Origin of the sequence: Streptomyces sp. NPDC052301 (genome assembly GCF_044593395.1) — a bacterium.
Taxonomy (GTDB): domain Bacteria; phylum Actinomycetota; class Actinomycetes; order Streptomycetales; family Streptomycetaceae; genus Streptomyces.
Map to the genome: position 1 here is coordinate 420852 of NZ_JBIUBE010000006.1, position 18373 is coordinate 439224.

An 18373-nucleotide genomic window follows, 5' to 3' on the forward strand; every position below is an offset into this window, starting at 1 on the left:
CTCACCTAAAATCTCCGCTCTTGCCCGCCTCCCCTCACGGAGCGCCGCCGCCCGGACGGAAACCGGACGGCCCCCAGTCATGCACCAGTCATGCGCCAGCCCCGTGCCAGTCCTGCACGACCAGATCCGGAGGCACCCCCTTGTCCACGCCCGCCCCCGACCCGTCCGACGGTCCGCTCGACGATCCCCTCTCCCGTGAGCGCTCCCACCTCGCCTCCTCCCGCGCCGCCCTGCGCGCCATGCGCGAGGACGTGGAGGCGCTGGACATCAAGGACGTCACCGCGAACTGGGTCAACGCCGCAGTGCTCGCCCGCCAGATCGACGACCGGATCAAGGCGCTGGCCGACCTCAGCGACACCCCGCTGTTCTTCGGCCGCCTCGACTACCTGCACGCGCCGGGCGCCGAGCAGGCCGAGGGCGCGGAGGAATCGAAGGGGCGCGAAGCCCCTTCCCTGCAAGGGCGGGGGTGGGAGACGGGCGGGCGGTTCTACATCGGGCGGCGGCATGTGCACGACGCCGACGGCGACCCCATGGTCATCGACTGGCGTGCGCCGGTCTCGCAGCCGTTCTACCGGGCGTCCAAGAAGGACGCGATGGACGTCGGGCTGCGCCGCCGCTTCGGCTACACCGGCGGCGACCTGACCGCCTACGAGGACGAGCACCTCTCCGACCCGGCCGAGGCGGCGACCACCAGCAAACTGCTCCAGCAGGAGATCGAGCGGCCCCGCGTCGGCCCGATGCGGGACATCGTCGCCACCATCCAGCCCGAGCAGGACGAGATCGTCCGCAGCGGGCTCGGCGGCACCGTCTGCGTCCAGGGAGGCCCCGGCACCGGAAAGACCGCCGTCGGCCTGCACCGGGTCGCGTACCTGCTCTACGCCCACCGGGAGCGGCTCGCCCGCACCGGCACCCTCGTGATCGGGCCGAACCGTTCCTTCCTGCACTACATCGAGCAGGTCCTCCCGGCGCTGGGCGAGTTGAGCGTGCAGCAGGCCACCGTGGACGACCTGGTCGCACACGTCGAGGTGCGCGGCACGGACGAGGCCGCCGCGGCGGTCGTCAAGGGCGACGCCCGGATGGCCGAGGTGCTGCGCCGGGCCCTGTACTCCCATGTCACGCTGCCGGCCGAGCCGGTCGTGGTGGTGCGCGGCTCGCGGCGCTGGCGGGTCCCGGCGTACGAACTCGAGGACCTGGTGAAGCAGTTGCTGGAGCGGGACATCCGCTACGGCGCCGCCCGCGAGGCCCTGCCGCAGCGCATCGCGCACGCGGTGCTGGTGCAGATGGAGCGGGCCGGTGAGGCCCCGGACGACCGGGTGCAGGACGCCGTGGCCCGCAACAGCGCGGTGAAGGCGGCCGTGAAGGCGATCTGGCCGGCCGTGGACCCGGCCAAGCTGGTCCTGCGGCTGCTGACGGACGCGGACTTCCTCGCCGAGCACGCGGCGGGGATCCTGGACGAGGACGAGCAGAAGACCATCTTGTGGGCGAGACCGGTGCGCAGCGTGAAGGCCGCCAAGTGGTCCGTGGCGGACGCCGTGTTGATCGACGAGGCGGCCGACCTGACCCAGCGCACGCACTCGCTCGGCCATGTGGTCCTGGACGAGGCGCAGGACCTGTCGCCGATGCAGTACCGGGCCGTGGGCCGCCGGTGCACGACGGGCAGCGCGACCGTCCTCGGCGACCTGGCGCAGGGCACGACGCCGTGGGCGACCCGGAGCTGGGCCGAGGCCCTCGCCCACCTCGGCAAGCAGGACGGGGTCATCGAGGAGCTGACGGCCGGTTTCCGTGTCCCCACGGACGTCATCACCTACGCCTCGCGCCTCCTGCCGCACATCGCGCCCGGCCTCACGCCGGTCGCGTCCGTCCGTGAGAACCCCGGCTTCTTCGAGGTCCGTACGGTCTGTGAGACGGCCGAAGTGATCGCCGCCTGCGAGGAGTTGCTGCGCAACGAGGGCTCGACCGGCCTGATCGCCGCGGACGCCCGGGTGCCCGAGCTGGCCGAGGCGTTGACGGCGGCGGGGATCCCGTCTCTCGCGCCCGGCGAGGAGACCACGCGCGAGACCCGCCTCACCCTGGTCCCGGCCTCGCTCGCCAAGGGTCTGGAGTACGACTACGTGGTGCTGGACGAGCCGCAGGCGGTGGTGGACGGGGAACCGGACGAGCGGACGGGGCTGCGCCGCCTGTACGTGGCGCTGACCCGAGCGGTGTCCGGCCTGATCGTGACGCACGCGGCCCCGCTGCCGCAGCAGTTGGGCTGAAAGGGCGCGGGGCGGGAGCAGGGGCCCGGGTGAGTAGGGTGCTGTGCCGTTCTGTCATGTCCGCTCGGAAAGGCCGTCGTTGAGCACCCCGCCGCCCCCGCACTCCCCGTACCCGCAGGCCTCCGGGCCGTATCCGCAGGCCCCCGGGCCGTACCAGCAGGCTCCGGCTCCGGGGTCGTACGCACAGGCCCCCTATCCGCAGGCCCCCCACCCCCGGACCTCCGGCCCGTACCCGTCCGCTCCCACTCCCGCGCCCGGGTGCGAGGTGTGCGGTGCCTCGCCGGCCGGGCCGGTGACGGTCCGGGGGCATCAGGGCATGATCGTGATGATGCGGTTCCTGCGGCGCAAGGGCGTGCTGTGCCGCACCTGCGGCCTGGCGATCTTCCGCAAGATGCAGGCCGACACCCTGCTGCAGGGCTGGTGGGGTGCGATGTCGGTGGTGATCACGCCCATCACCCTGCTGATCAACCTCGGCGCCCTCTCCCGGATCCGGAAGCTCCCCGCCCCCGCGACGGCCGCCTGGCGTCCGCCGCTGGATCCGGGCCGGCCGGTGTTCAAGCGCCCGGCCGGGCTGTTCGGGCTCCTCCCGATCACCGCGTTCGCCCTGATGCTGTTCGTCGCCCTTCCCGCCCTCGTCATCATCGGCGCGACGGCCGACGACAACGGCACCGCGGGCGCCACCGGCCTCGCCCCGACGACGAGCGCGGCGCCGGTGTCGGCCGGGGACTGCGCCCGCAACGACGGCACCCTGACCCACTGGGATCTCAAGAAGGTGCCCTGTGGCGCGGCCGACGCGCAGTTCCGCGTCAAGGCCCCGAAGGACGGTCTGTGCACGTCCGGCGAGTACGTCGCCGACGTCGGCACGGACCTGACCACGGTCTGCCTGCAGCCGGTGAGGTGAGGAGACCGGTGTGAGAAGACGCGGACGCTAGGCGGCCGGGCCGTCCAGCATCGCGCGCCACTCGGCGACCGCCTCCGCCGAGACCGGCCCCCGCCAGCCGTCGGGACGCGCCGCGCCGCCGATGTGGAAGCCGTCGATCCCGGCGGAGCGGAGCTTCGGGACGTGCTCGAGGCGCAGTCCGCCGCCCACCAGGATCCGCTGCCCGTACCCGGGCTCCCCGTCGTGGCCCGCCTCCGCGACCAGCGTGGGCAGGCCGGCGTCCACGCCCGTGGCGGAGCCCGCCGTGAGGTAGGTGTCCAGGCCGGGCAGGTCGGCGAGCTGCTTGCGCAGGGCGTGCCGGTCGGCGGCGCGGTCGATCGCCCGGTGGAACGTCCACGGGCAGCCGTCGAGGGCCTCGACGACCTGTTCCACCGCGGCCAGGTCCACCGCGCCGTCCGCGTCGAGGAACCCGAGCACGAACTGGTCCGCGCCGGCCGCCCGCAGTTCCCCGGCCACCCGGACCAGCCGCCGCACGTCACCGGCCGCGAACCCGTCCGCCAGGCGGAGCATCACGCGCAGGTCGATGTCGACGGCGGCCCGGATCGCGGCGACGGTGGCGGGCGACGGGGTGAGCCCGTCGGCCGCCATCTCGGTGACCAGCTCCAGGCGGTCCGCGCCTCCGGCCTGGGCGGCGACCGCGTCCTCGGTGTCGAGGGCGATCACCTCCAGGACTGCACGCTTGCTCATGGCACCCCATTCATCGGCACTCGTCGGTGGCGGTCCAGTCGTCCTAGCCGTACAGCCCGAGCCGTACGGCTCCCGCCGTACAGCTCTTCCCATAGAGGTCTAGTCCAATCCAAGACTACGCCTGCCCCGGGCCCGCCCGGGGCCGCCGCCCGCCCGAGGGCGTCCAGCCTCCCTCCCCGCACCCCACCGACCCGTGCGCCACCCCGCCCAGCGGGCACCCGCGGAGCCGGACGAGCACGGTGACGCCGCCGGCGTACCGTCCCCGGGGGTCCGGCGCCCGTGAGCAGCCCGGCCTTATCAAGCCCACGGCTCTCGATCAAGCAAGACCGCCGCGTGTCGCACGGGAGTCACACATTGACTCAATCGAACTTATTGTCGAGCAATTTTCCGGCCCGCCACGTAGGTTGTTCGGCGACCAAGTAGTCCTGCTTTCAGGGGGATTCATGCGCAGGAGTGTGACGGGACGACGCAAGCTCGCGGCCGTAGGAGTGCTGACGGCCATCGCCGTCGGAGTGCCCGCGGTGAGTGCGGTCGCGGCGGAGATCAACGGAAGCAGGCTTCCGTTCTCCGTCGCCACCGCGGGCAGCAGCGAGGACGGTGACCGCTGGAAGGGCAGCGGCAGCGGGCACGCCAAGGCCTGCGGCGATGTCCCGGTGAACGACACCAGGACGTTCAGCGCGTACATCTACCAGGACAAGAGCTTCCGTCCTGACCCGCAGATCGCGAGCGCGTCCCGCAGCTACAAGCAGTCGTACGGCTGTGGTTCGTACAAGGGCACCAGCACCGGCGGCAAGTACTACACCAAGGCCTCGTGGGCCGGTATCCCCGGCAGCCGAGCCTATGGTTACGTGAACGCACAGAACTGATCCACGATCAGGAACCAGGACTCACGTGACCAGTCAGTCAAGCACCGCCGCGGCCGGCGCACAGCCGGTCGCGGCGGTTGCGGGCGCCACCGTGCGGTACGCATCGACGACCGCACTCGACAACGTCTCCCTCGACTTCCCCGCCGGCGTCACCGGGCTCCTGGGACCCAACGGCGCGGGTAAGAGCACGCTGCTGTCGCTGCTGAGCACGGCCCGCAGACCGGCCTCCGGTTCCGTCACCCTCCTCGGAGAGGACGCGTCGGGACGGGCGCGGGTGCAGCGGCTCCGGCGGCGGATCGGCGTACTTCCGCAGTCCTTCGGGTTCTATCCGCGTTTCACCGTCCGGGAGTTCACCGAGTACGCGGCATGGCTGCGCAAGGTGCCCGCGGCCCAGCGGCGCGAACGGGCCCTCGAGGCACTGCGCCTGGTGCAGATGGAGAAGCACGCCGACCGCAGGATGGGCGCCCTGTCCGGCGGCATGCTGCGTCGCGTGGGCATCGCCCAGGCCATGGTGAACGAGCCCTCGCTGGTACTCCTTGACGAGCCGACGGTCGGTCTCGATCCGGCTCAGCGGGTCGGCTTCCGCGGCCTGATCAAAGAGTTGGGCGACCGGTGCGCCGTCGTCATGAGCACGCATCTCGCCGAGGACGTGGCGCACGTGTGCGACCGCGTCGCCGTCCTGCTCGACGGTACGGCCCGTTTCACGGGAACAGTCGCCGAACTGTGCGCTCTGCCCGACGGGGGCACGTCCACAGCCGGCTCCGGCGCATCGGGCGGCGCCGAGGCGGTGGTCGACGGGAAAGCGGTGGAAGCCGGCTACCTCCATCTGGCCGGCGCGGAAGGGGTGGCGACCTGATGCGCATCCTGCTGATCGAGATGAGACGGGGCGAGGCCAAGTGGGCCGCCGCCCTCACCGGCGCCATCGGCCTCTACTACTTCGCCTCGGGGAGTCCCGGCGACAGCGACTGGATCGGTTGGTGGACGCAGACGAGTCTGCGGATCCAGCTGTTCTCAGTGATCGTCATGGGTTCGGTGATGAGCGCCGCAGCCGCCTGGGGAGCGGGCCGCGCCTTTCGCCACCGCACCCGGGCCTGGGCCGACACCGCCGCCAGGAACGGATGGTCGCAGGCGCTCCTGCTGTGGCTCTCCGCCTGGCTGTGGGCCCTGTGCGCGTACGCCGTGTTCATCGCCGTCGCGTTCTCCCGCACCGCGGCGGTCAGCGACGTCACCCGGCCCGCGTGGACCCCGCTGCTGCTCGGCGCGAGCATGATGGGCCTGGAGATCGCCCTCGGGATCGCCATCGGATCGGCCCTGCCTTCACGGGTGGTCGCGCCCTTCGCCGGCATCCTGTGGTACGGCCTCTTCGTCTTCGTCGCGTTCGTCCCGGACACCCCCCTCGACAAGCTGTTCCCAGCGATCGACGAGTTCTGGAGCTCGGAGTTCGAGCCGAACACGACGCGCATGCTGATCGCCGTCGCCTGGTGTCTGTCCCTCGGCCTGGTCTTGACCGCGCTGCCCGCGCTACGGCGCCGCGCCGCGCTCGCGCCCCGGCCAGCGGCCCTGGGCGCGCTCACCCTGGTGGCACTGGCCGCGGGCGGCACCCTGGTGGCCTTCCGCACGCCCGTGCCCGACTCCTACTGGGCGGTGCGCAAGGAACAGCCCGCACACCCGCTGTGCGCCGTCAGCGGTCGCACCAGGGTGTGCCTGTGGCCCGAGGACCGCCATCTCCTGCCGCAGGCCCGCGCCGCCGCACAGACCGTCGACTCGGCGCTCGGGCCCCTGGCCGGGTTCAACCGCGCGTTCTACGCGAGCGGCCTCCACCGCCCGGCGGGCGACACCGCCGAGCTGTCCGTGATGTCGCCCGCGGAGAGCCAGGCCGACCTGACCGACGCCCTGTTCTCGGCAGCCCTGCCGCAGCCCACGTCGCCGGACTGCCCGCCTCACCTGCTCCAGGAAACCGGCGGCTACCCGGACACGTTCCTCTTCGAAGCCGTCGTCCGCGCCCGCATCGGCGTACCCGGCGAGTACTACGGCGAGAAGTTCGGCCGCGCCGTGACCCGGGTCACCAGCGCCTCGCGCGCGCAACAGGACGTCTGGATCCAGCAGGCGGCCAAGCAGATCCGCGCCTGCCGACCCCTGCCCGCGCTCCCCAGGTGAACCCTGTGCCCACCGCCCTCGCCTTCGTCCGCTGCCGGGGCCTGCCCCGGGCCGCCGGCCTCGCCCTGCTCGTCGCCCTGGTGGCCACCGCCTTCGCGGGACAGCGTCTGGCGGTGCCCGAGTTCCGGTACCTGGTCGACTTCAGCGTGCCGGTGGCCGAAGTCGTCCCGCTCGCCCACGCGGTGATCCTCGCGACCACGATGTTCTCGCCCATGGCCGACCTGGAGCAGACGGCGGCCCAGCCGATGAGGCGCCACCGGGGTGTCTACCTGGTGGTACTGCTGCTCCTGGCCCTCGGGCTGAGCGCGCTGCCGCTGCTCGCCGGTGCCACGGGACAGGTGATCGTGTCGGCCGCCCGCAACGTCGTCGGCTATCTCGGGCTCGCCATGATCGGCGCCCGTCTCTTCGGCAGCGGCCTCGCCTGGCTGCTGCCGCTGGGCATGTTCGGACCCACGCTGCTGCTGGGCGTACGCAGTGACAACACCCCCGAGCCGTGGGCATGGTCGCTGCACCCGTCGTCCAGCGCCTCGGCCGCCGCCCTGGCCGTGGCGCTGTGGGTGGTCGGCGTGTGCGTGGCCGCGACGGGGCAGCCTCGACAGACGGAGCGGGCCGAACAGAGCTAGGGTCTTCCGTTCGGATCAGGCCGGGGTCACGGAAGTGCCGGCGGCCGAGCCGGCCCGATCCGAGGGAAATTCTTGAACAGGCCGGAGCCGGCCCGTCACGGAAGAATGGCTCCATGGCCGACCCAGACGCCCTCCGCCTCCGTTTCGTCCGCGCCCTGGAAGCGGCCCGTGGCCCGGGCGGCGGTCCCGACCCCGCGCCCTACGCCGACAACCTGCTCGCCCGCTGGCAGGAGCCGCAGCGCCGGTACCACACGCTCGCCCACCTCACCGCCGTCCTCGACCGCGTCGACGCGCTGCAGGAGTACGCGGCCGACCCGGACGTCGTACGGCTGGCCGCCTGGTTCCACGACGCCGTCTACCTCCCCGAGCGGTCCGAGAACGAGGAGCGGTCCGCGCGGCTGGCCGAGCGCGCCCTGCCGGAGGCCGGCCTGTCGGACGCCAAGACGGCCGAGGTCGCCCGCCTGGTCCGGCTCACCGTCGGCCACGACCCGGCCGACGACGACCGCGACGGTCAGGTGCTGTGCGACGCGGACCTCGCGATCCTGGCCGCGCCCCCGTCGGCGTACGCCGGCTACACCGCCGAGGTCCGCGAGGAGTACCACTTCGTCCCGAACGACGCCTTCCGCGCGGGCCGCTCCGCGATCCTGCGCCAGCTCCTCGCCCTGCCGCGGCTGTTCCGCACCCCCTACGGGCAGGAGCACTGGGAGACCACCGCCCGCTACAACCTCACCTCGGAGCTGGAAATGCTGTCGACCTGAGGGGACCGTGCCCCTAGGGTGCGCCCATGCGACCGATAAACGGGGATGACGTGAACAAGGCCGTCGCGGAGTGCCTGACGGCACTGCGACCGGCGGTGGACCGGGACTGGACAAGGGCCACGGCCGGGCAGCTGGAGTGGAACTGCCACGTGACGGCATTCCACGTCGCCGAAGCCCTCGTCGCGTACGCCGGCCAACTCGCCGGGCGCGCCGGGGACTCGTACGTGCCCTTCGAGATCACCCTCGACGAGGGCACCGACAACGCGGGGCTGCTGCACGTGGTCGAGACGGCCGGGGCCCTGCTCGCCGCCGCCGTGCGCACCGCCCCGCCCGGCGCCCGCGCCTTCCACCCCTACCCCTTCGGCAGCGCCGACCGCGAGGGCTTCGCCGCGATGGGCGTCACCGAGGTGCTGCTGCACACCCACGACATCACCGAGGGGCTCGGCCTCGCCTTCGAGCCCTCCGCCGACCTCGCCGAGTCCGTGCTCACCTGGCTGTTCCCGCACGTCCAGCCCGGCCCCGCGCCCTGGCCGACCCTGCTGTGGGCCACCGGCCGCGGCGAACTGCCCGGCCGCGCCCCGGTCACCGACTGGCGCTGGCGCAACAACCTGGTCATCCCCGCCGGACGCGTCGCCCTCACCGGCGTCCGCCCGGCCGCCGCCCGCGATCTGAACCTCGGCGGCGACGGCGGCTTCGACTGGATCGACGGCGGCCCGTACCAGGGCACCCGCGATGCGGCCGGGATGCTCCTCAAGGCGTACGAAGCGGGCGTGCACCGGCCGGAGTTCGGGGTCTTCGCGCTCGTACGCGCCGAGGACGGCCGGGCGCTCGGCGCCATGGGCTTCCACGGAGCCCCGGACGAGGAAGGCCTCGTGGAGATCGGTTACGACCTCGCCGAGGCGGCCCGGGGCCAGGGGTACGCCACGGAGGCGCTGCGCGCGCTCTCCGCCTGGGCGCTGGACCGGGACGACGTGCGGACCCTGCTCGCGAAGATCGACCTGGACAACAGCGCGTCCCGGGCGGTGGTCTCCCGCGCCGGCTTCCGGCTGGTCGGCACGGACGACACGCTCGCCACCTACGAACTGCGCCGCTGAGCGAGCCCCTTGGGGCGGCGCAGGCCGGACGCCCGCAGCAGCCGCACCACCTCGCGGCTGTCGACCTCCACCGCCCCGGCGGCCACCGCGTCCGCGTACCGGTGCGACGGAACGTCGTAGTGGTCGCGCTCGAAGGCCCGCCGGGGCACGCCCAGACCGGCGGCGAACTCGTGCAGTTCGTCGTACGACACATCGCTGACCAGGTGCGACCACATGCGCCCGTGGCCCGGCCAGGTGGGCGGGTCGATGTACACCGTCATCGGCGCCCCCTCACGAGGACGCCGTCCCGCCCGTGGCCGCGCCCAGCGAGCCCACCGCCGCGACCTTCACGCCCGCCTCGGAGCACACCCAGTGCGGGTCGGGCCCCAGTTCCGGCTCCACGTCCAGGGCGTGCGGGTCGCCCGAGCCGCACACCGGGCACAGCGGCCAGCGGCCGTACCGCTCCAGCAGCGCGTCCTGCACGTCCTGGGCGACCAGCCCGGCGACGTAGGCCGCGCCGTCCGGCCACTGCTCGACCCACCAGCGGCGCTGGGAGACGGATTCCTCGACCATCGAGACGACGTCCGCCTCCGCGACCCGGCTCGCGACGAGGTCGGCGAGCACCAGGGCGCGGGCGGCATGCAAGGCCTGCTCAAGGGGACTGACGGGTTCCATGGAACCCATTGTGCGCACTCTTGACCGGAACACCGACCGAAAATATCTTTCACATGTGACCCAGGACATGAAGGAAATTTTCGGCGGCCCGGCGGGCTCGCTCGCCGCCAAGGTGCGCACCCTCGCCCCCTCCATGACACGGTCCATGCAGCGCGTCGCCGAGGCCGTCGCGAGCGACCCGGCCGGCTGCGCCGCCCTCACCGTCACCGGCCTCGCCGAACTCACCGGCACCAGCGAGGCCACGGTCGTCCGCACCGCCCGCCTCCTCGGCTACCCCGGCTACCGGGACCTGCGCCTCGCCCTCGCCGGGCTCGCCGCCCAGCAGCAGTCGGGCCGCGCCCCCGCGATCACGACCGACATCGCGGTGGACGATTCCCTGGCCGACGTGGTGGCCAAGCTCGCCTACGAGGAGCAGCAGACCCTCGCCGACACGGCCGCCGGACTCGACACCGCCCAGCTGGGCGCGGCCGTCACCGCGCTGGCCGGCGCCCGGCGGACCGACGTGTACGGCATAGGAGCGTCCGGGCTGGTCGCCCAGGACCTCACCCAGAAGCTGCTGCGGATAGGTCTCATAGCCCACGCCCACAGCGATCCGCACCTGGCGGTGACCAACGCGGTACAGCTCCGTTCGGGCGACGTGGCGATCGCGATCACGCACTCCGGATCCACGGGGGACGTCATCGAGCCGCTGCGGGTCGCCTTCGAACACGGGGCGACGACGGTGGCCATCACCGGGCGCCCCGACTCCCCGGTGACCCAGTACGCCGACCACGTCCTGACCACGTCCACCTCCCGCGAGACCGAGCTGCGGCCGGCCGCGATGTCCTCGCGGACCAGTCAGCTGCTGGTGGTGGACTGCCTGTTCGTGGGAGTCGCGCAGCGGACGTACGAGAGTGCGGCGCCCGCGCTGGCCGCCTCCTACGAGGCGCTGGCTCACCGGCACCGCAGCACCCCCAGGTGACCACCAGCACGCGCATCGGCACCCGACTCGGAGAGAGCCACCCCCCATGACCTCCCACTCCCACGATCTGCGTACCGAACTGGCTTCCCTGACCACCGAAGCCTTCCGCCCCGAACTCGCCGACATCGATCAGCTGTCCACCCTCGACATCGCCCGCCTGATGAACGGCGAGGACGCCGGCGTGCCCGCCGCCGTCGCCGCCCAGCTCCCGCGGATCGCCGCCGCGATCGACGCCGTGGCCGCCCGCATGAGCCGCGGCGGACGCCTCGTCTACGCCGGTGCCGGAACCGCCGGCCGGCTCGGCGTGCTGGACGCCTCCGAGTGCCCGCCCACCTTCAACACCGACCCCACCCAGGTGGTCGGCCTGATCGCGGGCGGCCCCACGGCCATGGTCACCTCGGTGGAGGGCGCCGAGGACTCCGAGGAGCTGGCCCGCCAGGACCTGGACGCGCTGAAACTCGGGCCCGACGACACCGTTGTCGGCGTCTCCGCCTCCGGCCGCACCCCGTACGCCGTCGGCGCCGTCGAACACGCCCGCGCGCTGGGCGCCCTCACCGTCGGCCTGGCCTGCAACGAGAACAGCGCGCTCGCGGCCGCCGCCGAGCACGGCATCGAGGTCGTCGTGGGCCCCGAACTGATCACCGGCTCCACCCGGCTGAAGGCGGGCACGGCCCAGAAGCTCGTCCTGAACATGATCTCGACCCTCACCATGATCCGGCTCGGCAAGACGTACGGGAACCTGATGGTCGACGTCCGCGCCTCCAACGACAAGCTCCGGGCCCGCTCCCGCCGCATCGTCTCCCTCGCCACGGGCGCGAGCGACGAGGAGATCGAGCGGGCCCTCACCGAGACCGGCGGCGAGGTGAAGAACGCGATCCTGACCCTCCTCGCCGGCGTGGACGGTCCGACGGCCGCCCGCCTCCTGGAGGAGTCCGACGGCCATCTGCGCGCCGCGCTGGCGCACGCGGCCGACTGACGTACCCCCTGGGCTTCCCGCGCCGCCCTCGTGTGGCCGCAACCGCGTGACACACGGGGGCGGCCGGTCGTTGCCCCGGCATGACGACGATGAAGCTCCTGGCCACGGCCGCCCTCGCGGCCGCCTCCGCCGCCGCCCTGGCCGCGCCCGCCCACGCCGACAACCAGCACTGGACGGCCACCGGCACCGCGAAGTGCGCCGGTGAACTAGCTGTGATCCCCGCGCTCAAGGCGGTCTCCCCGCTGCCGCTGACCGGCGCGCCCGCCCATGCGTGCGGCAAGGGAAGCCTCATTCACCACGGCTGACGGCGCCGGCACCCGCACCGGCTACCCGACCGTAGGAACGGGAGCCCGCCACACCAGGGTGTACCGCCAGAAGAGCCGCCGACGGAGCCGGGCCCCGGGAAGGAGCCGACGGGCGGCGCGGGAGATCTCGTCGAACGTCATCTCCGGCTCTCGGGTGGGCGCGGTCATGGACACGGGTCTGGAGGCTTCCGGCCGCCCACGGTTCTTCCTCCACCCCGTCGCCGCGTTGAGCGGTATGGACACCAGCCCGAGCAGGTGATCGACAGGACTCGCGTCCCGCGCACACCCGACGACAACCAGGGTGCCGCCGGGGGCGAGCTCCTGCCGCAGCCGGGCGAGGGTCTCGGCGAAGGGGATGTGGTGGAGCACGGCGACGCAGGTGATGACGTCGTGGGGCCCGGCGGGGAGGTCGTCCGGGGCGGAGGCGAGGGCATAGGTCACGGGAAGGTCCGCACCCGTCAACTTCCTTGCGCTCTCCAGGATCCCGGCGTCGGCGTCGACCCCGACGACCGCCTCCGCCCGCCGGGCGAGCAAGCGCACCAGGTCCCCGCTGCCGCACCCCACGTCCAGGCCGGCACGGAAACGGCGGGGCACCTGCCGCAGCAGCCAGGGGTGGTAGCGGGCGTTGTGATCCCAGGGGTGGGCGGCGTTGAAACGCTGAAGGGCGTCGACTATCCGGCTCGGCAGCACTGACACGCCCCCAGACTGACACGAACCGTCGGCTCCACGCCGGGCGGGGATGGGGGCGGACGGTCGTGGGCTGGCCGGAGCGGCCTATTGGCAGATCCGTTCCAGGCAGGCCGGAGGGCGGGGGCCTCTCGTTCGGGCGTGTGCACTCGGTCGATCTGGCGCGGGTGGAACATATCTGCCCATCACCCCACCGGTCCACCGGTCCACCGGCCCACCGGCCCACACCCACCGGCCCACCGGCCCACCGGCCCACCGGCGAGACATCACCGGCCGCCCCCTCGCACCCGCTCCCCAGCCGCTACCGTCGAGCCGGCGCCTTCGATGGGCGCACACTGGACACCGTGACGTTGAAGGACTGCGCAGGCCCACCATGAACCACGCCCAGCTCGCCGCCCTCGGCAGGGCGCTCCGGCTCCTCGGGGAGCACGGGGAGGCCCTGACCGCCGACACCCCGGACGCCCGGCTGCACGAGATCAAGGCCGATCTGCGCAGGGCGCTCGATCTGCTGGACGAGAGCGTCGCCTCCAACGCGCCCGCCACCCGCTGCCCCGAGCACCCGCAGGGACCCGTGGACGAGAGCGCGCCCGACCTGTGTCTCCTCTGTGAGACCCGGCGCCGGGCCGCCCGGCGGTCGGAGTTCCAAGGTGGCGGCAGGCCCGCCGAGCCCGTGACCACCGCGCCGTCCCGCTACGGCGTCCGCGGTGACCGGCCGCAGCCCCAGCAGCGGTGGCTGCCGGAGCTGTGGAACGGACAGGAGTGGCAGCTCTGCGGGACGCCCCGGCGGGACCGGCGCGAGGCCGAGCTGTACCTCGCCGCCCAGCGGCGCTCGTCCCGGCCCGCGATGGCCTACCGGCTCGTGCACGAGTTCACCGACTACGAGGTGCTGCGGGTGTGGGGGAACCCCGTGTACGTCGAGATCGAGCCGATGGGGAACCTCTAGGGGGTCAGGGGCAGGGGCAGGAACGCGTGCTCCTCCCACAGGCGTCTGCTCCGCTCCTCCGGGTAGGGCGTGACCCGCGGCTCCGCGTCCAGGATCTGCACCAGGCGTGCTGCCGTGTCGTAGGCCGGCCAGCCCGGGTCGCCCGTGCGCGCGAACGACGTCCATGCGCGGCGGAAGAAGGAGGACAGGGCCTCCGCCTCGGCCGGTGTCTCCGCCCCCGCGAAGAGCAGGCCGCCCAGCACCGCGCCGTACGTCCCGAAGAGCAGGGCGACGTCCAGGGCGTGGCAGGCGCCCAGGACACCGCCGCCGCCCGGGGCCGGCCAGGTGAGTTCGTAGACGTGCGCGGTGCCGCCGCCCGCCCGCTGGGCCTCCGCCAGGTGCAGGCTCGGCATCGCGAACAGCCAGTCCGTCTGGACCCGTTCGAACAGGTCGGTCGGGGAGGCGTGCGGGAAGGCCGCGCGATAGGCCCGTTCGCCCGCCTCGCCGCCCGGGGCCAGCAGGCGCAGGGTCCCCGTCAGCCGATCATCCGTGATCTTGCCCAGCATGCCGCCCATGGCCATGAAGAGACGGAACTCGTCGCGGTTGTGGCCGACCAGGAGATCCACTTCGCGGGCCGCGCCCGCCGCGAGGGCCTGCCAGGGAGTGGTGGGCAGGACGTCGCCGTCGACGACCGGGGAGTACGGGGTGAGCGTCGGTGCCGCCTGCCCCCATCTGCCGATGTACTGGGGCATCTTGGCGCCCAAGGCCTGTCCGGCCGCCACCAGGTGAGCCGGGTCGACGCCGGCCAGGTCCGCCACCGTCGGCTTGTGGCCCGCCTCCGCCGCCAGCGCCGCCGCCATGTCACGCGCCAGCTCGTCGGAGAAGAAGGTGCCCGGCACGCTCTGCGCCACCCCTCGCCGGAACAGGCCACGGGCTCTCGGCATGGCCAGCAGCGAGGCCACCGAGCCCGCTCCGGCCGACTCGCCGAAGACCGTGACCCGCAGGTGGTCGCCGCCGAACGCCGCGATGTTCTCCTGCACCCACTCCAGGGCCGCCACCTGGTCCAGCAGGCCCCGGTTCGCGGGGGCGCCGTCGATGCGGGTGAAACCCTCCACGCCCACCCGGTAGTTGAGGGTGACCACGACGACGTCGCCGTCCCGGGCGATGGCCTGCGCGTCGTAGCTGGGCTGGCCTGCGTGGCCCATCTTGTACGAGCCGCCGTAGATCCACACCATGACCGGGCGGCCGGCGGCCGGGTCCGCCTCAGGCGTCCACACGTTCACGGTCAGCCAGTCGTCACCCGTGGGGCCGGCCGGACCGGCCGGGCCACCCGCGATGCCCAGGTCCTGTGGGGGAGGCGGCCCGAAGGCGTACGCCTCCCGGACGCCGTCCCAGGGCCGCACCGGGCGCGGGGCCCGGAAGCGGGCCGCGCCGACGGGGGGCGCGGCGAAGGGGATGCCCCGGAACACCGACAGGCCCTGCTCGCGCAGGCCGCGCACCGCGCCGGAAGCGGTGCGCACCACGGGGCCGTCGGTGTCCGGGACGCCGGTCTCCGGGACCTGGGGCTCACTCGTCGTCATGCTGCTCCTCACTGGTCACCAGGGGAACGGACGGGAGCGCACACAAGTGCCCGGTCGTACGGGCGGGTTCAGCTGAGCGTCTGCAGCGCCGCCGCGTCGTACGGCTTCAGCTCGTCGAAGCGGTCGGCGAGGACCTTGGCCGCCCACTCCGGGTCCTGGAGCAGCGCACGGCCGATGGCGACCATGTCGAACTCCTCGGCCTCCAGGCGGTCCAGGAGGTTGTCGATGCCCTGGACCGGGGAGCCCTCGCCCTGGAAGGCACCGATGAAGTCGCCGTCGAGGCCGACCGAGCCGACGGTGATGACCTGCTTGCCGGTGATCTTCTTGGTCCAGCCGGCCAGGTTGAGGTCCGAGCCGTCGAACTCCGGGAGCCAGTAACGGCGGGTGGAGGCGTGGAAGACGTCGACGCCGGCGGCGGCGAGCGGGGTGAGGATCGCCTCCAGCTCCTCGGGGGTCTCGGCGAGGCGGGCGGTGTAGTCCTGCTGCTTCCACTGCGAGTAGCGGAAGATGACGGGGAACTCGGCGGACACCCGCTCGCGGACCGCGGCGACGATCTCCGCGCCGAACTTCGTGCGGGCCACCGGGTCGCCGCCGTACGCGTCCGTGCGGGTGTTGGTGCCCGCCCACAGGAACTGGTCGACGAGGTAGCCGTGGGCGCCGTGGATCTCCACGCCGTCGAAGCCGATGCGCTCGGCGTCCGCGGCGGCCTGCGCGAACGCGGCGACGACGTCGTCCAGGTCCTTCTGGGTCATGGCCTTGCCGGTGGGCTCGGCGCCCGCGGTGACCAGGCCGGAGGGGCCGACGGCGGGTGCGTCCGGGAAGGGGTTCTGACCCTGCTCGCGAACCATGCCGATGTGCCACAGCTGGGGCACGATGGTGCCGCCCGCCGCGTGCACGTCCTCGGCGACCTTCGCCCACCCCGCAAGCTGCTCCTCGCCGTGGAACCGGGGCACGCGCGAGCTGTTGCCGGCCGACTCGTGGCCGACGTAGGTGCCCTCGGTGACGATGAGGCCGACACCGGCGGCGGCACGACGGGCGTAGTAGGAGCGGACGTCCTCACCGGGCACGCCGCCCGGGGAGAACATACGGGTCATCGGCGCCATCGCGATCCGGTTGGGGACGGTGAGACCGTTCAGCGTGATCGGACGGGACAGGATCTGGGCCGCGCGGGAGGTGGCGGCGGGCGTGACGGTCACGTGGGGGGCTCCTCGTGAGTGGCGATGTTAACCGGTCGGTATGTGAGCACGCATTGTTGCAGCTCCTTAAGTAATCGCCTATGCCCTGTCCCACATTCCGGCTTCACCGAAGACCCTCACGTGACGCCACTCACACTGTCTCGGTTCAGCCGCCGCACCCGCTCCCGCAGCACCTCGTCCGGCGGCGCCGGCTCGACCGACCCGGGCGGACAGTCCCACTCCCGCCCGCCCCCGATGGGCCGCAACTGCACCCGGCCGCCCACCTGCCCCATCACCTCACCGATCCGCCCGCTGCGCGTGTCGACGGCGTACTCGGGCGTACGGCTCAGAGCGGCCGCCAGCCGGGAGGCCACGACGAGATTGCAGCGGCCGAGGTCGACCAGGGCGCAGGGGTCCTCGTCCGAGACGCTCAGCGGGTCGACCCGGAGCGACGGCAGGACGACGCCGACTCCCCGCAGGGCCGCGCGCAGCCGCTCGACGGCTTCCTCGGCGGTCCGGGCGGGCCGCTCGCCTGCGGCCGTTTCCTTCGTGCTCATTGCTCCAGTCCCTCCACACAGAGCGTTCCCCTTCACCACACAGCGTGGTCGCCGGCGCCCTAACCTGGCCAGATACGGCGTCCCAACAAGCCCATGTGTGTGACAGGGAGTTGCCATGGCAGGACCGAAGGACCTCGACCCGTCGTCATCACCACGCGCCTTGCTGGGCGCCGAGTTACGGCACGCCCGGGAGCGGATGGGGCTGAGCCAGGACCAGCTGGGCCAGCGGCTGTTCGTGAGCGGGTCGTTCATCGGGCAGCTGGAGGCGGGGACACGGCGGATGCAGCCTGATATCGCGCGGATGCTGGATGAGGTGCTGGAGACAGGGGGGTTCTTCGCGCGGAACTGCATGGCGGCAGCCAAATCGCGATACCAGGAGCACTTCGCAGAGGTGGCGGAGTCGGAGACCCGCGCCACGGCGATCAGGCAGTACGCCCCGCTGCTCATTCCCGGGCTCCTGCAGACGTCCGCCTACGCAAGGGCCGTGAACCACGCGTACGACCCGACGACACCGGAGGAGACCATCGAGGAGTGGGTGGACAACCGGATGGCGCGGGCCCGCCTACTCGACCACCCAACAAAGCCGTTGTTGTGGGCGGTGCTTGACGAGGCGGCGTTGCGCCGAGAGACAGGGGGCCGGGCGGTGATGGCAGAGGCGCTGCGCCACGTCGCCGGTCTGGCCCGGCGGGGCCGGGTCATCGTGCAGGTGCTGCCGCTCAGCGCGGGTGCGCACACAGCGATGGAGGGTGCCCTGAAGCTGATGGACTTCGAGGACGCTCCTCCGCTTGTCTACCTGGAAGGAGTCCGCACGGGACGGCTGGAGGACGACCCGGCGACCGTCACCCAACTGAGGTTCGTGTTCGACCTCCTCGTGGCCTCTGCGCTCTCGCAAGCGAAGTCCCTGGCCCTGGTCGAGGCGTTGGCAGAGGATTACGCCCATGAGGCACATCCCTGACCAAGACCTGGCTGCGGCCGCATGGATCAAGTCGAGCCACAGCGGCAACGCCGACAACTGCCTGGAAGTCGCCCAGGGTCACCCCGCCCTCGTCCCCGTACGCGACTCGAAGACCGCCCCCCACGGCCCGAATCTCGTGTTCCGGCCCGAGGCCTGGTCGGCGTTCGTCGCGAACCTCAAGCCTTGAGCTCCGAGCCCTCTTTGCACGGAATGGGTGGGGT

At 72.7% G+C, this 18373-nt stretch carries 21 protein-coding genes; 14 read left to right on the forward strand and 7 right to left on the reverse strand.

Annotation, left to right across the window (positions count from 1 at the left end; genetic code table 11):
* The first annotated feature begins 140 nt into the window (after window positions 1-140).
* Both ACIHEJ_RS19600 and ACIHEJ_RS19605 read left to right on the forward strand, forming a co-directional pair.
* Window positions 141-2255 carry a HelD family protein gene (locus ACIHEJ_RS19600; RefSeq protein ID WP_400137045.1) on the forward strand — a complete coding sequence of 705 codons (2115 nt, stop codon included), beginning with the start codon at window positions 141-143 and terminating at the stop codon, window positions 2253-2255.
* Between the two features lie 79 nt (window positions 2256-2334).
* Complete coding sequence (locus tag ACIHEJ_RS19605) at window positions 2335-3156, forward strand: hypothetical protein (protein WP_400137048.1); 822 nt, start codon at window positions 2335-2337, stop codon at window positions 3154-3156.
* Between the two features lie 27 nt (window positions 3157-3183).
* On the opposite strand, the gene ACIHEJ_RS19610 is transcribed toward ACIHEJ_RS19605, so the two are convergent.
* On the reverse strand, window positions 3184-3882 hold the full coding sequence (locus tag ACIHEJ_RS19610) for a copper homeostasis protein CutC (protein ID WP_400137051.1): 699 nt from the start codon (window positions 3880-3882) through the stop codon (window positions 3184-3186).
* 443 nt (window positions 3883-4325) lie between these two features.
* On the opposite strand from ACIHEJ_RS19610, the gene ACIHEJ_RS19615 reads away from it, so the two are divergent.
* The 6 genes from ACIHEJ_RS19615 (at window position 4326) to ACIHEJ_RS19640 (ending at window position 9380) form a co-directional block, all read left to right on the forward strand.
* Window positions 4326-4748: a hypothetical protein gene (locus ACIHEJ_RS19615; RefSeq protein WP_400137053.1), complete on the forward strand. Its 423-nt coding sequence runs from the start codon at window positions 4326-4328 to the stop codon at window positions 4746-4748.
* Window positions 4749-4773: 25 nt separating this feature from the next.
* Window positions 4774-5604, forward strand: coding sequence for an ATP-binding cassette domain-containing protein (locus ACIHEJ_RS19620; RefSeq protein WP_400137056.1), 831 nt, complete (start codon window positions 4774-4776; stop codon window positions 5602-5604).
* A complete protein-coding gene (locus tag ACIHEJ_RS19625; RefSeq protein ID WP_400137059.1) occupies window positions 5604-6905 on the forward strand; it encodes a hypothetical protein in 1302 nt (433 codons plus the stop codon). Before ACIHEJ_RS19620 ends, ACIHEJ_RS19625 begins: the two co-directional genes overlap by 1 nt.
* Window positions 6906-6910: 5 nt before the next feature.
* Window positions 6911-7528, forward strand: a complete 618-nt coding sequence (locus tag ACIHEJ_RS19630; RefSeq protein WP_400137062.1) for a hypothetical protein — start codon at window positions 6911-6913, stop codon at window positions 7526-7528.
* 113 nt (window positions 7529-7641) lie between these two features.
* Complete coding sequence (locus tag ACIHEJ_RS19635; RefSeq protein WP_400137065.1) at window positions 7642-8286, forward strand: hypothetical protein; 645 nt, start codon at window positions 7642-7644, stop codon at window positions 8284-8286.
* A gap of 50 nt (window positions 8287-8336) precedes the next feature.
* A complete protein-coding gene (locus ACIHEJ_RS19640) occupies window positions 8337-9380 on the forward strand; it encodes a GNAT family N-acetyltransferase (protein WP_400137513.1) in 1044 nt (347 codons plus the stop codon).
* Here the strand turns inward: ACIHEJ_RS19640 and ACIHEJ_RS19645 are convergent.
* Window positions 9362-9640 (reverse strand): DUF4031 domain-containing protein, encoded by a 279-nt coding sequence (locus ACIHEJ_RS19645; protein WP_400137068.1) that lies wholly within the window; start codon window positions 9638-9640, stop codon window positions 9362-9364. The two genes, ACIHEJ_RS19640 and ACIHEJ_RS19645, sit on opposite strands and share 19 nt — an antisense overlap.
* A gap of 10 nt (window positions 9641-9650) precedes the next feature.
* On the reverse strand, window positions 9651-10034 hold the full coding sequence (locus tag ACIHEJ_RS19650; protein ID WP_400137069.1) for a hypothetical protein: 384 nt from the start codon (window positions 10032-10034) through the stop codon (window positions 9651-9653).
* A 55-nt stretch (window positions 10035-10089) separates the two neighbouring features.
* Between ACIHEJ_RS19650 and ACIHEJ_RS19655 the strand changes: the two genes are divergently transcribed.
* The 3 genes from ACIHEJ_RS19655 (at window position 10090) to ACIHEJ_RS19665 (ending at window position 12276) form a co-directional block, all read left to right on the forward strand.
* Window positions 10090-10995: a MurR/RpiR family transcriptional regulator gene (locus ACIHEJ_RS19655; RefSeq protein WP_400137073.1), complete on the forward strand. Its 906-nt coding sequence runs from the start codon at window positions 10090-10092 to the stop codon at window positions 10993-10995.
* 46 nt (window positions 10996-11041) lie between these two features.
* On the forward strand, window positions 11042-11971 hold the full coding sequence (gene murQ, locus ACIHEJ_RS19660; RefSeq protein ID WP_400137076.1) for an N-acetylmuramic acid 6-phosphate etherase: 930 nt from the start codon (window positions 11042-11044) through the stop codon (window positions 11969-11971).
* 80 nt (window positions 11972-12051) lie between these two features.
* The gene (locus tag ACIHEJ_RS19665; protein ID WP_400137078.1) at window positions 12052-12276 is read left to right on the forward strand and encodes a hypothetical protein; all 225 of its coding nucleotides are present in this window, start codon (window positions 12052-12054) and stop codon (window positions 12274-12276) included.
* Between the two features lie 21 nt (window positions 12277-12297).
* Here the strand turns inward: ACIHEJ_RS19665 and ACIHEJ_RS19670 are convergent, their stop codons facing one another.
* Window positions 12298-12972, reverse strand: a complete 675-nt coding sequence (locus tag ACIHEJ_RS19670; RefSeq protein ID WP_400137081.1) for a class I SAM-dependent methyltransferase — start codon at window positions 12970-12972, stop codon at window positions 12298-12300.
* A 364-nt stretch (window positions 12973-13336) separates the two neighbouring features.
* Between ACIHEJ_RS19670 and ACIHEJ_RS19675 the strand changes: the two genes are divergently transcribed.
* Complete coding sequence (locus ACIHEJ_RS19675) at window positions 13337-13906, forward strand: hypothetical protein (RefSeq protein ID WP_400137084.1); 570 nt, start codon at window positions 13337-13339, stop codon at window positions 13904-13906.
* Here ACIHEJ_RS19675 and ACIHEJ_RS19680 read toward each other — a convergent pair.
* The 3 genes from ACIHEJ_RS19680 to ACIHEJ_RS19690 all read right to left on the reverse strand — a co-directional run bounded on the left by ACIHEJ_RS19680 (window position 13903) and on the right by ACIHEJ_RS19690 (window position 17197).
* Window positions 13903-15465, reverse strand: a complete 1563-nt coding sequence (locus tag ACIHEJ_RS19680) for a carboxylesterase/lipase family protein (protein ID WP_400137087.1) — start codon at window positions 15463-15465, stop codon at window positions 13903-13905. The genes ACIHEJ_RS19675 and ACIHEJ_RS19680 overlap by 4 nt on opposite strands.
* Window positions 15466-15533: 68 nt before the next feature.
* On the reverse strand, window positions 15534-16661 hold the full coding sequence (locus ACIHEJ_RS19685; RefSeq protein ID WP_400137089.1) for an NADH:flavin oxidoreductase: 1128 nt from the start codon (window positions 16659-16661) through the stop codon (window positions 15534-15536).
* A 116-nt stretch (window positions 16662-16777) separates the two neighbouring features.
* Window positions 16778-17197 carry a hypothetical protein gene (locus ACIHEJ_RS19690; protein WP_400137091.1) on the reverse strand — a complete coding sequence of 140 codons (420 nt, stop codon included), beginning with the start codon at window positions 17195-17197 and terminating at the stop codon, window positions 16778-16780.
* A 115-nt stretch (window positions 17198-17312) separates the two neighbouring features.
* Here ACIHEJ_RS19690 and ACIHEJ_RS19695 point away from each other — a divergent pair, with 115 nt between their 5' ends.
* Both ACIHEJ_RS19695 and ACIHEJ_RS19700 read left to right on the forward strand, forming a co-directional pair.
* Window positions 17313-18152: a Scr1 family TA system antitoxin-like transcriptional regulator gene (locus ACIHEJ_RS19695; protein WP_400137093.1), complete on the forward strand. Its 840-nt coding sequence runs from the start codon at window positions 17313-17315 to the stop codon at window positions 18150-18152.
* Window positions 18136-18339: a DUF397 domain-containing protein gene (locus ACIHEJ_RS19700; protein WP_400137096.1), complete on the forward strand. Its 204-nt coding sequence runs from the start codon at window positions 18136-18138 to the stop codon at window positions 18337-18339. The genes ACIHEJ_RS19695 and ACIHEJ_RS19700 overlap by 17 nt, the downstream gene beginning before the upstream one ends.
* Window positions 18340-18373 lie beyond the last annotated feature (34 nt).

Bases quoted from the DNA above. Each gene is read 5' to 3' on its own strand.
- ACIHEJ_RS19690 (WP_400137091.1), bottom strand. From the start codon at position 17,197: ATGAGCACGAAGGAAACGGCCGCAGGCGAGCGGCCCGCCCGGACCGCC.
- ACIHEJ_RS19675 (WP_400137084.1), top strand. From the start codon at position 13,337: ATGAACCACGCCCAGCTCGCCGCCCTCGGCAGGGCGCTCCGGCTCCTC.
- ACIHEJ_RS19625 (WP_400137059.1), top strand. From the start codon at position 5,604: ATGCGCATCCTGCTGATCGAGATGAGACGGGGCGAGGCCAAGTGGGCC.
- ACIHEJ_RS19665 (WP_400137078.1), top strand. From the start codon at position 12,052: ATGACGACGATGAAGCTCCTGGCCACGGCCGCCCTCGCGGCCGCCTCC.
- ACIHEJ_RS19645 (WP_400137068.1), bottom strand. From the start codon at position 9,640: ATGACGGTGTACATCGACCCGCCCACCTGGCCGGGCCACGGGCGCATG.
- ACIHEJ_RS19610 (WP_400137051.1), bottom strand. From the start codon at position 3,882: ATGAGCAAGCGTGCAGTCCTGGAGGTGATCGCCCTCGACACCGAGGAC.
- ACIHEJ_RS19615 (WP_400137053.1), top strand. From the start codon at position 4,326: ATGCGCAGGAGTGTGACGGGACGACGCAAGCTCGCGGCCGTAGGAGTG.
- murQ (WP_400137076.1), top strand. From the start codon at position 11,042: ATGACCTCCCACTCCCACGATCTGCGTACCGAACTGGCTTCCCTGACC.
- ACIHEJ_RS19635 (WP_400137065.1), top strand. From the start codon at position 7,642: ATGGCCGACCCAGACGCCCTCCGCCTCCGTTTCGTCCGCGCCCTGGAA.
- ACIHEJ_RS19650 (WP_400137069.1), bottom strand. From the start codon at position 10,034: ATGGAACCCGTCAGTCCCCTTGAGCAGGCCTTGCATGCCGCCCGCGCC.
- ACIHEJ_RS19700 (WP_400137096.1), top strand. From the start codon at position 18,136: ATGAGGCACATCCCTGACCAAGACCTGGCTGCGGCCGCATGGATCAAG.
- ACIHEJ_RS19695 (WP_400137093.1), top strand. From the start codon at position 17,313: ATGGCAGGACCGAAGGACCTCGACCCGTCGTCATCACCACGCGCCTTG.
- ACIHEJ_RS19680 (WP_400137087.1), bottom strand. From the start codon at position 15,465: ATGACGACGAGTGAGCCCCAGGTCCCGGAGACCGGCGTCCCGGACACC.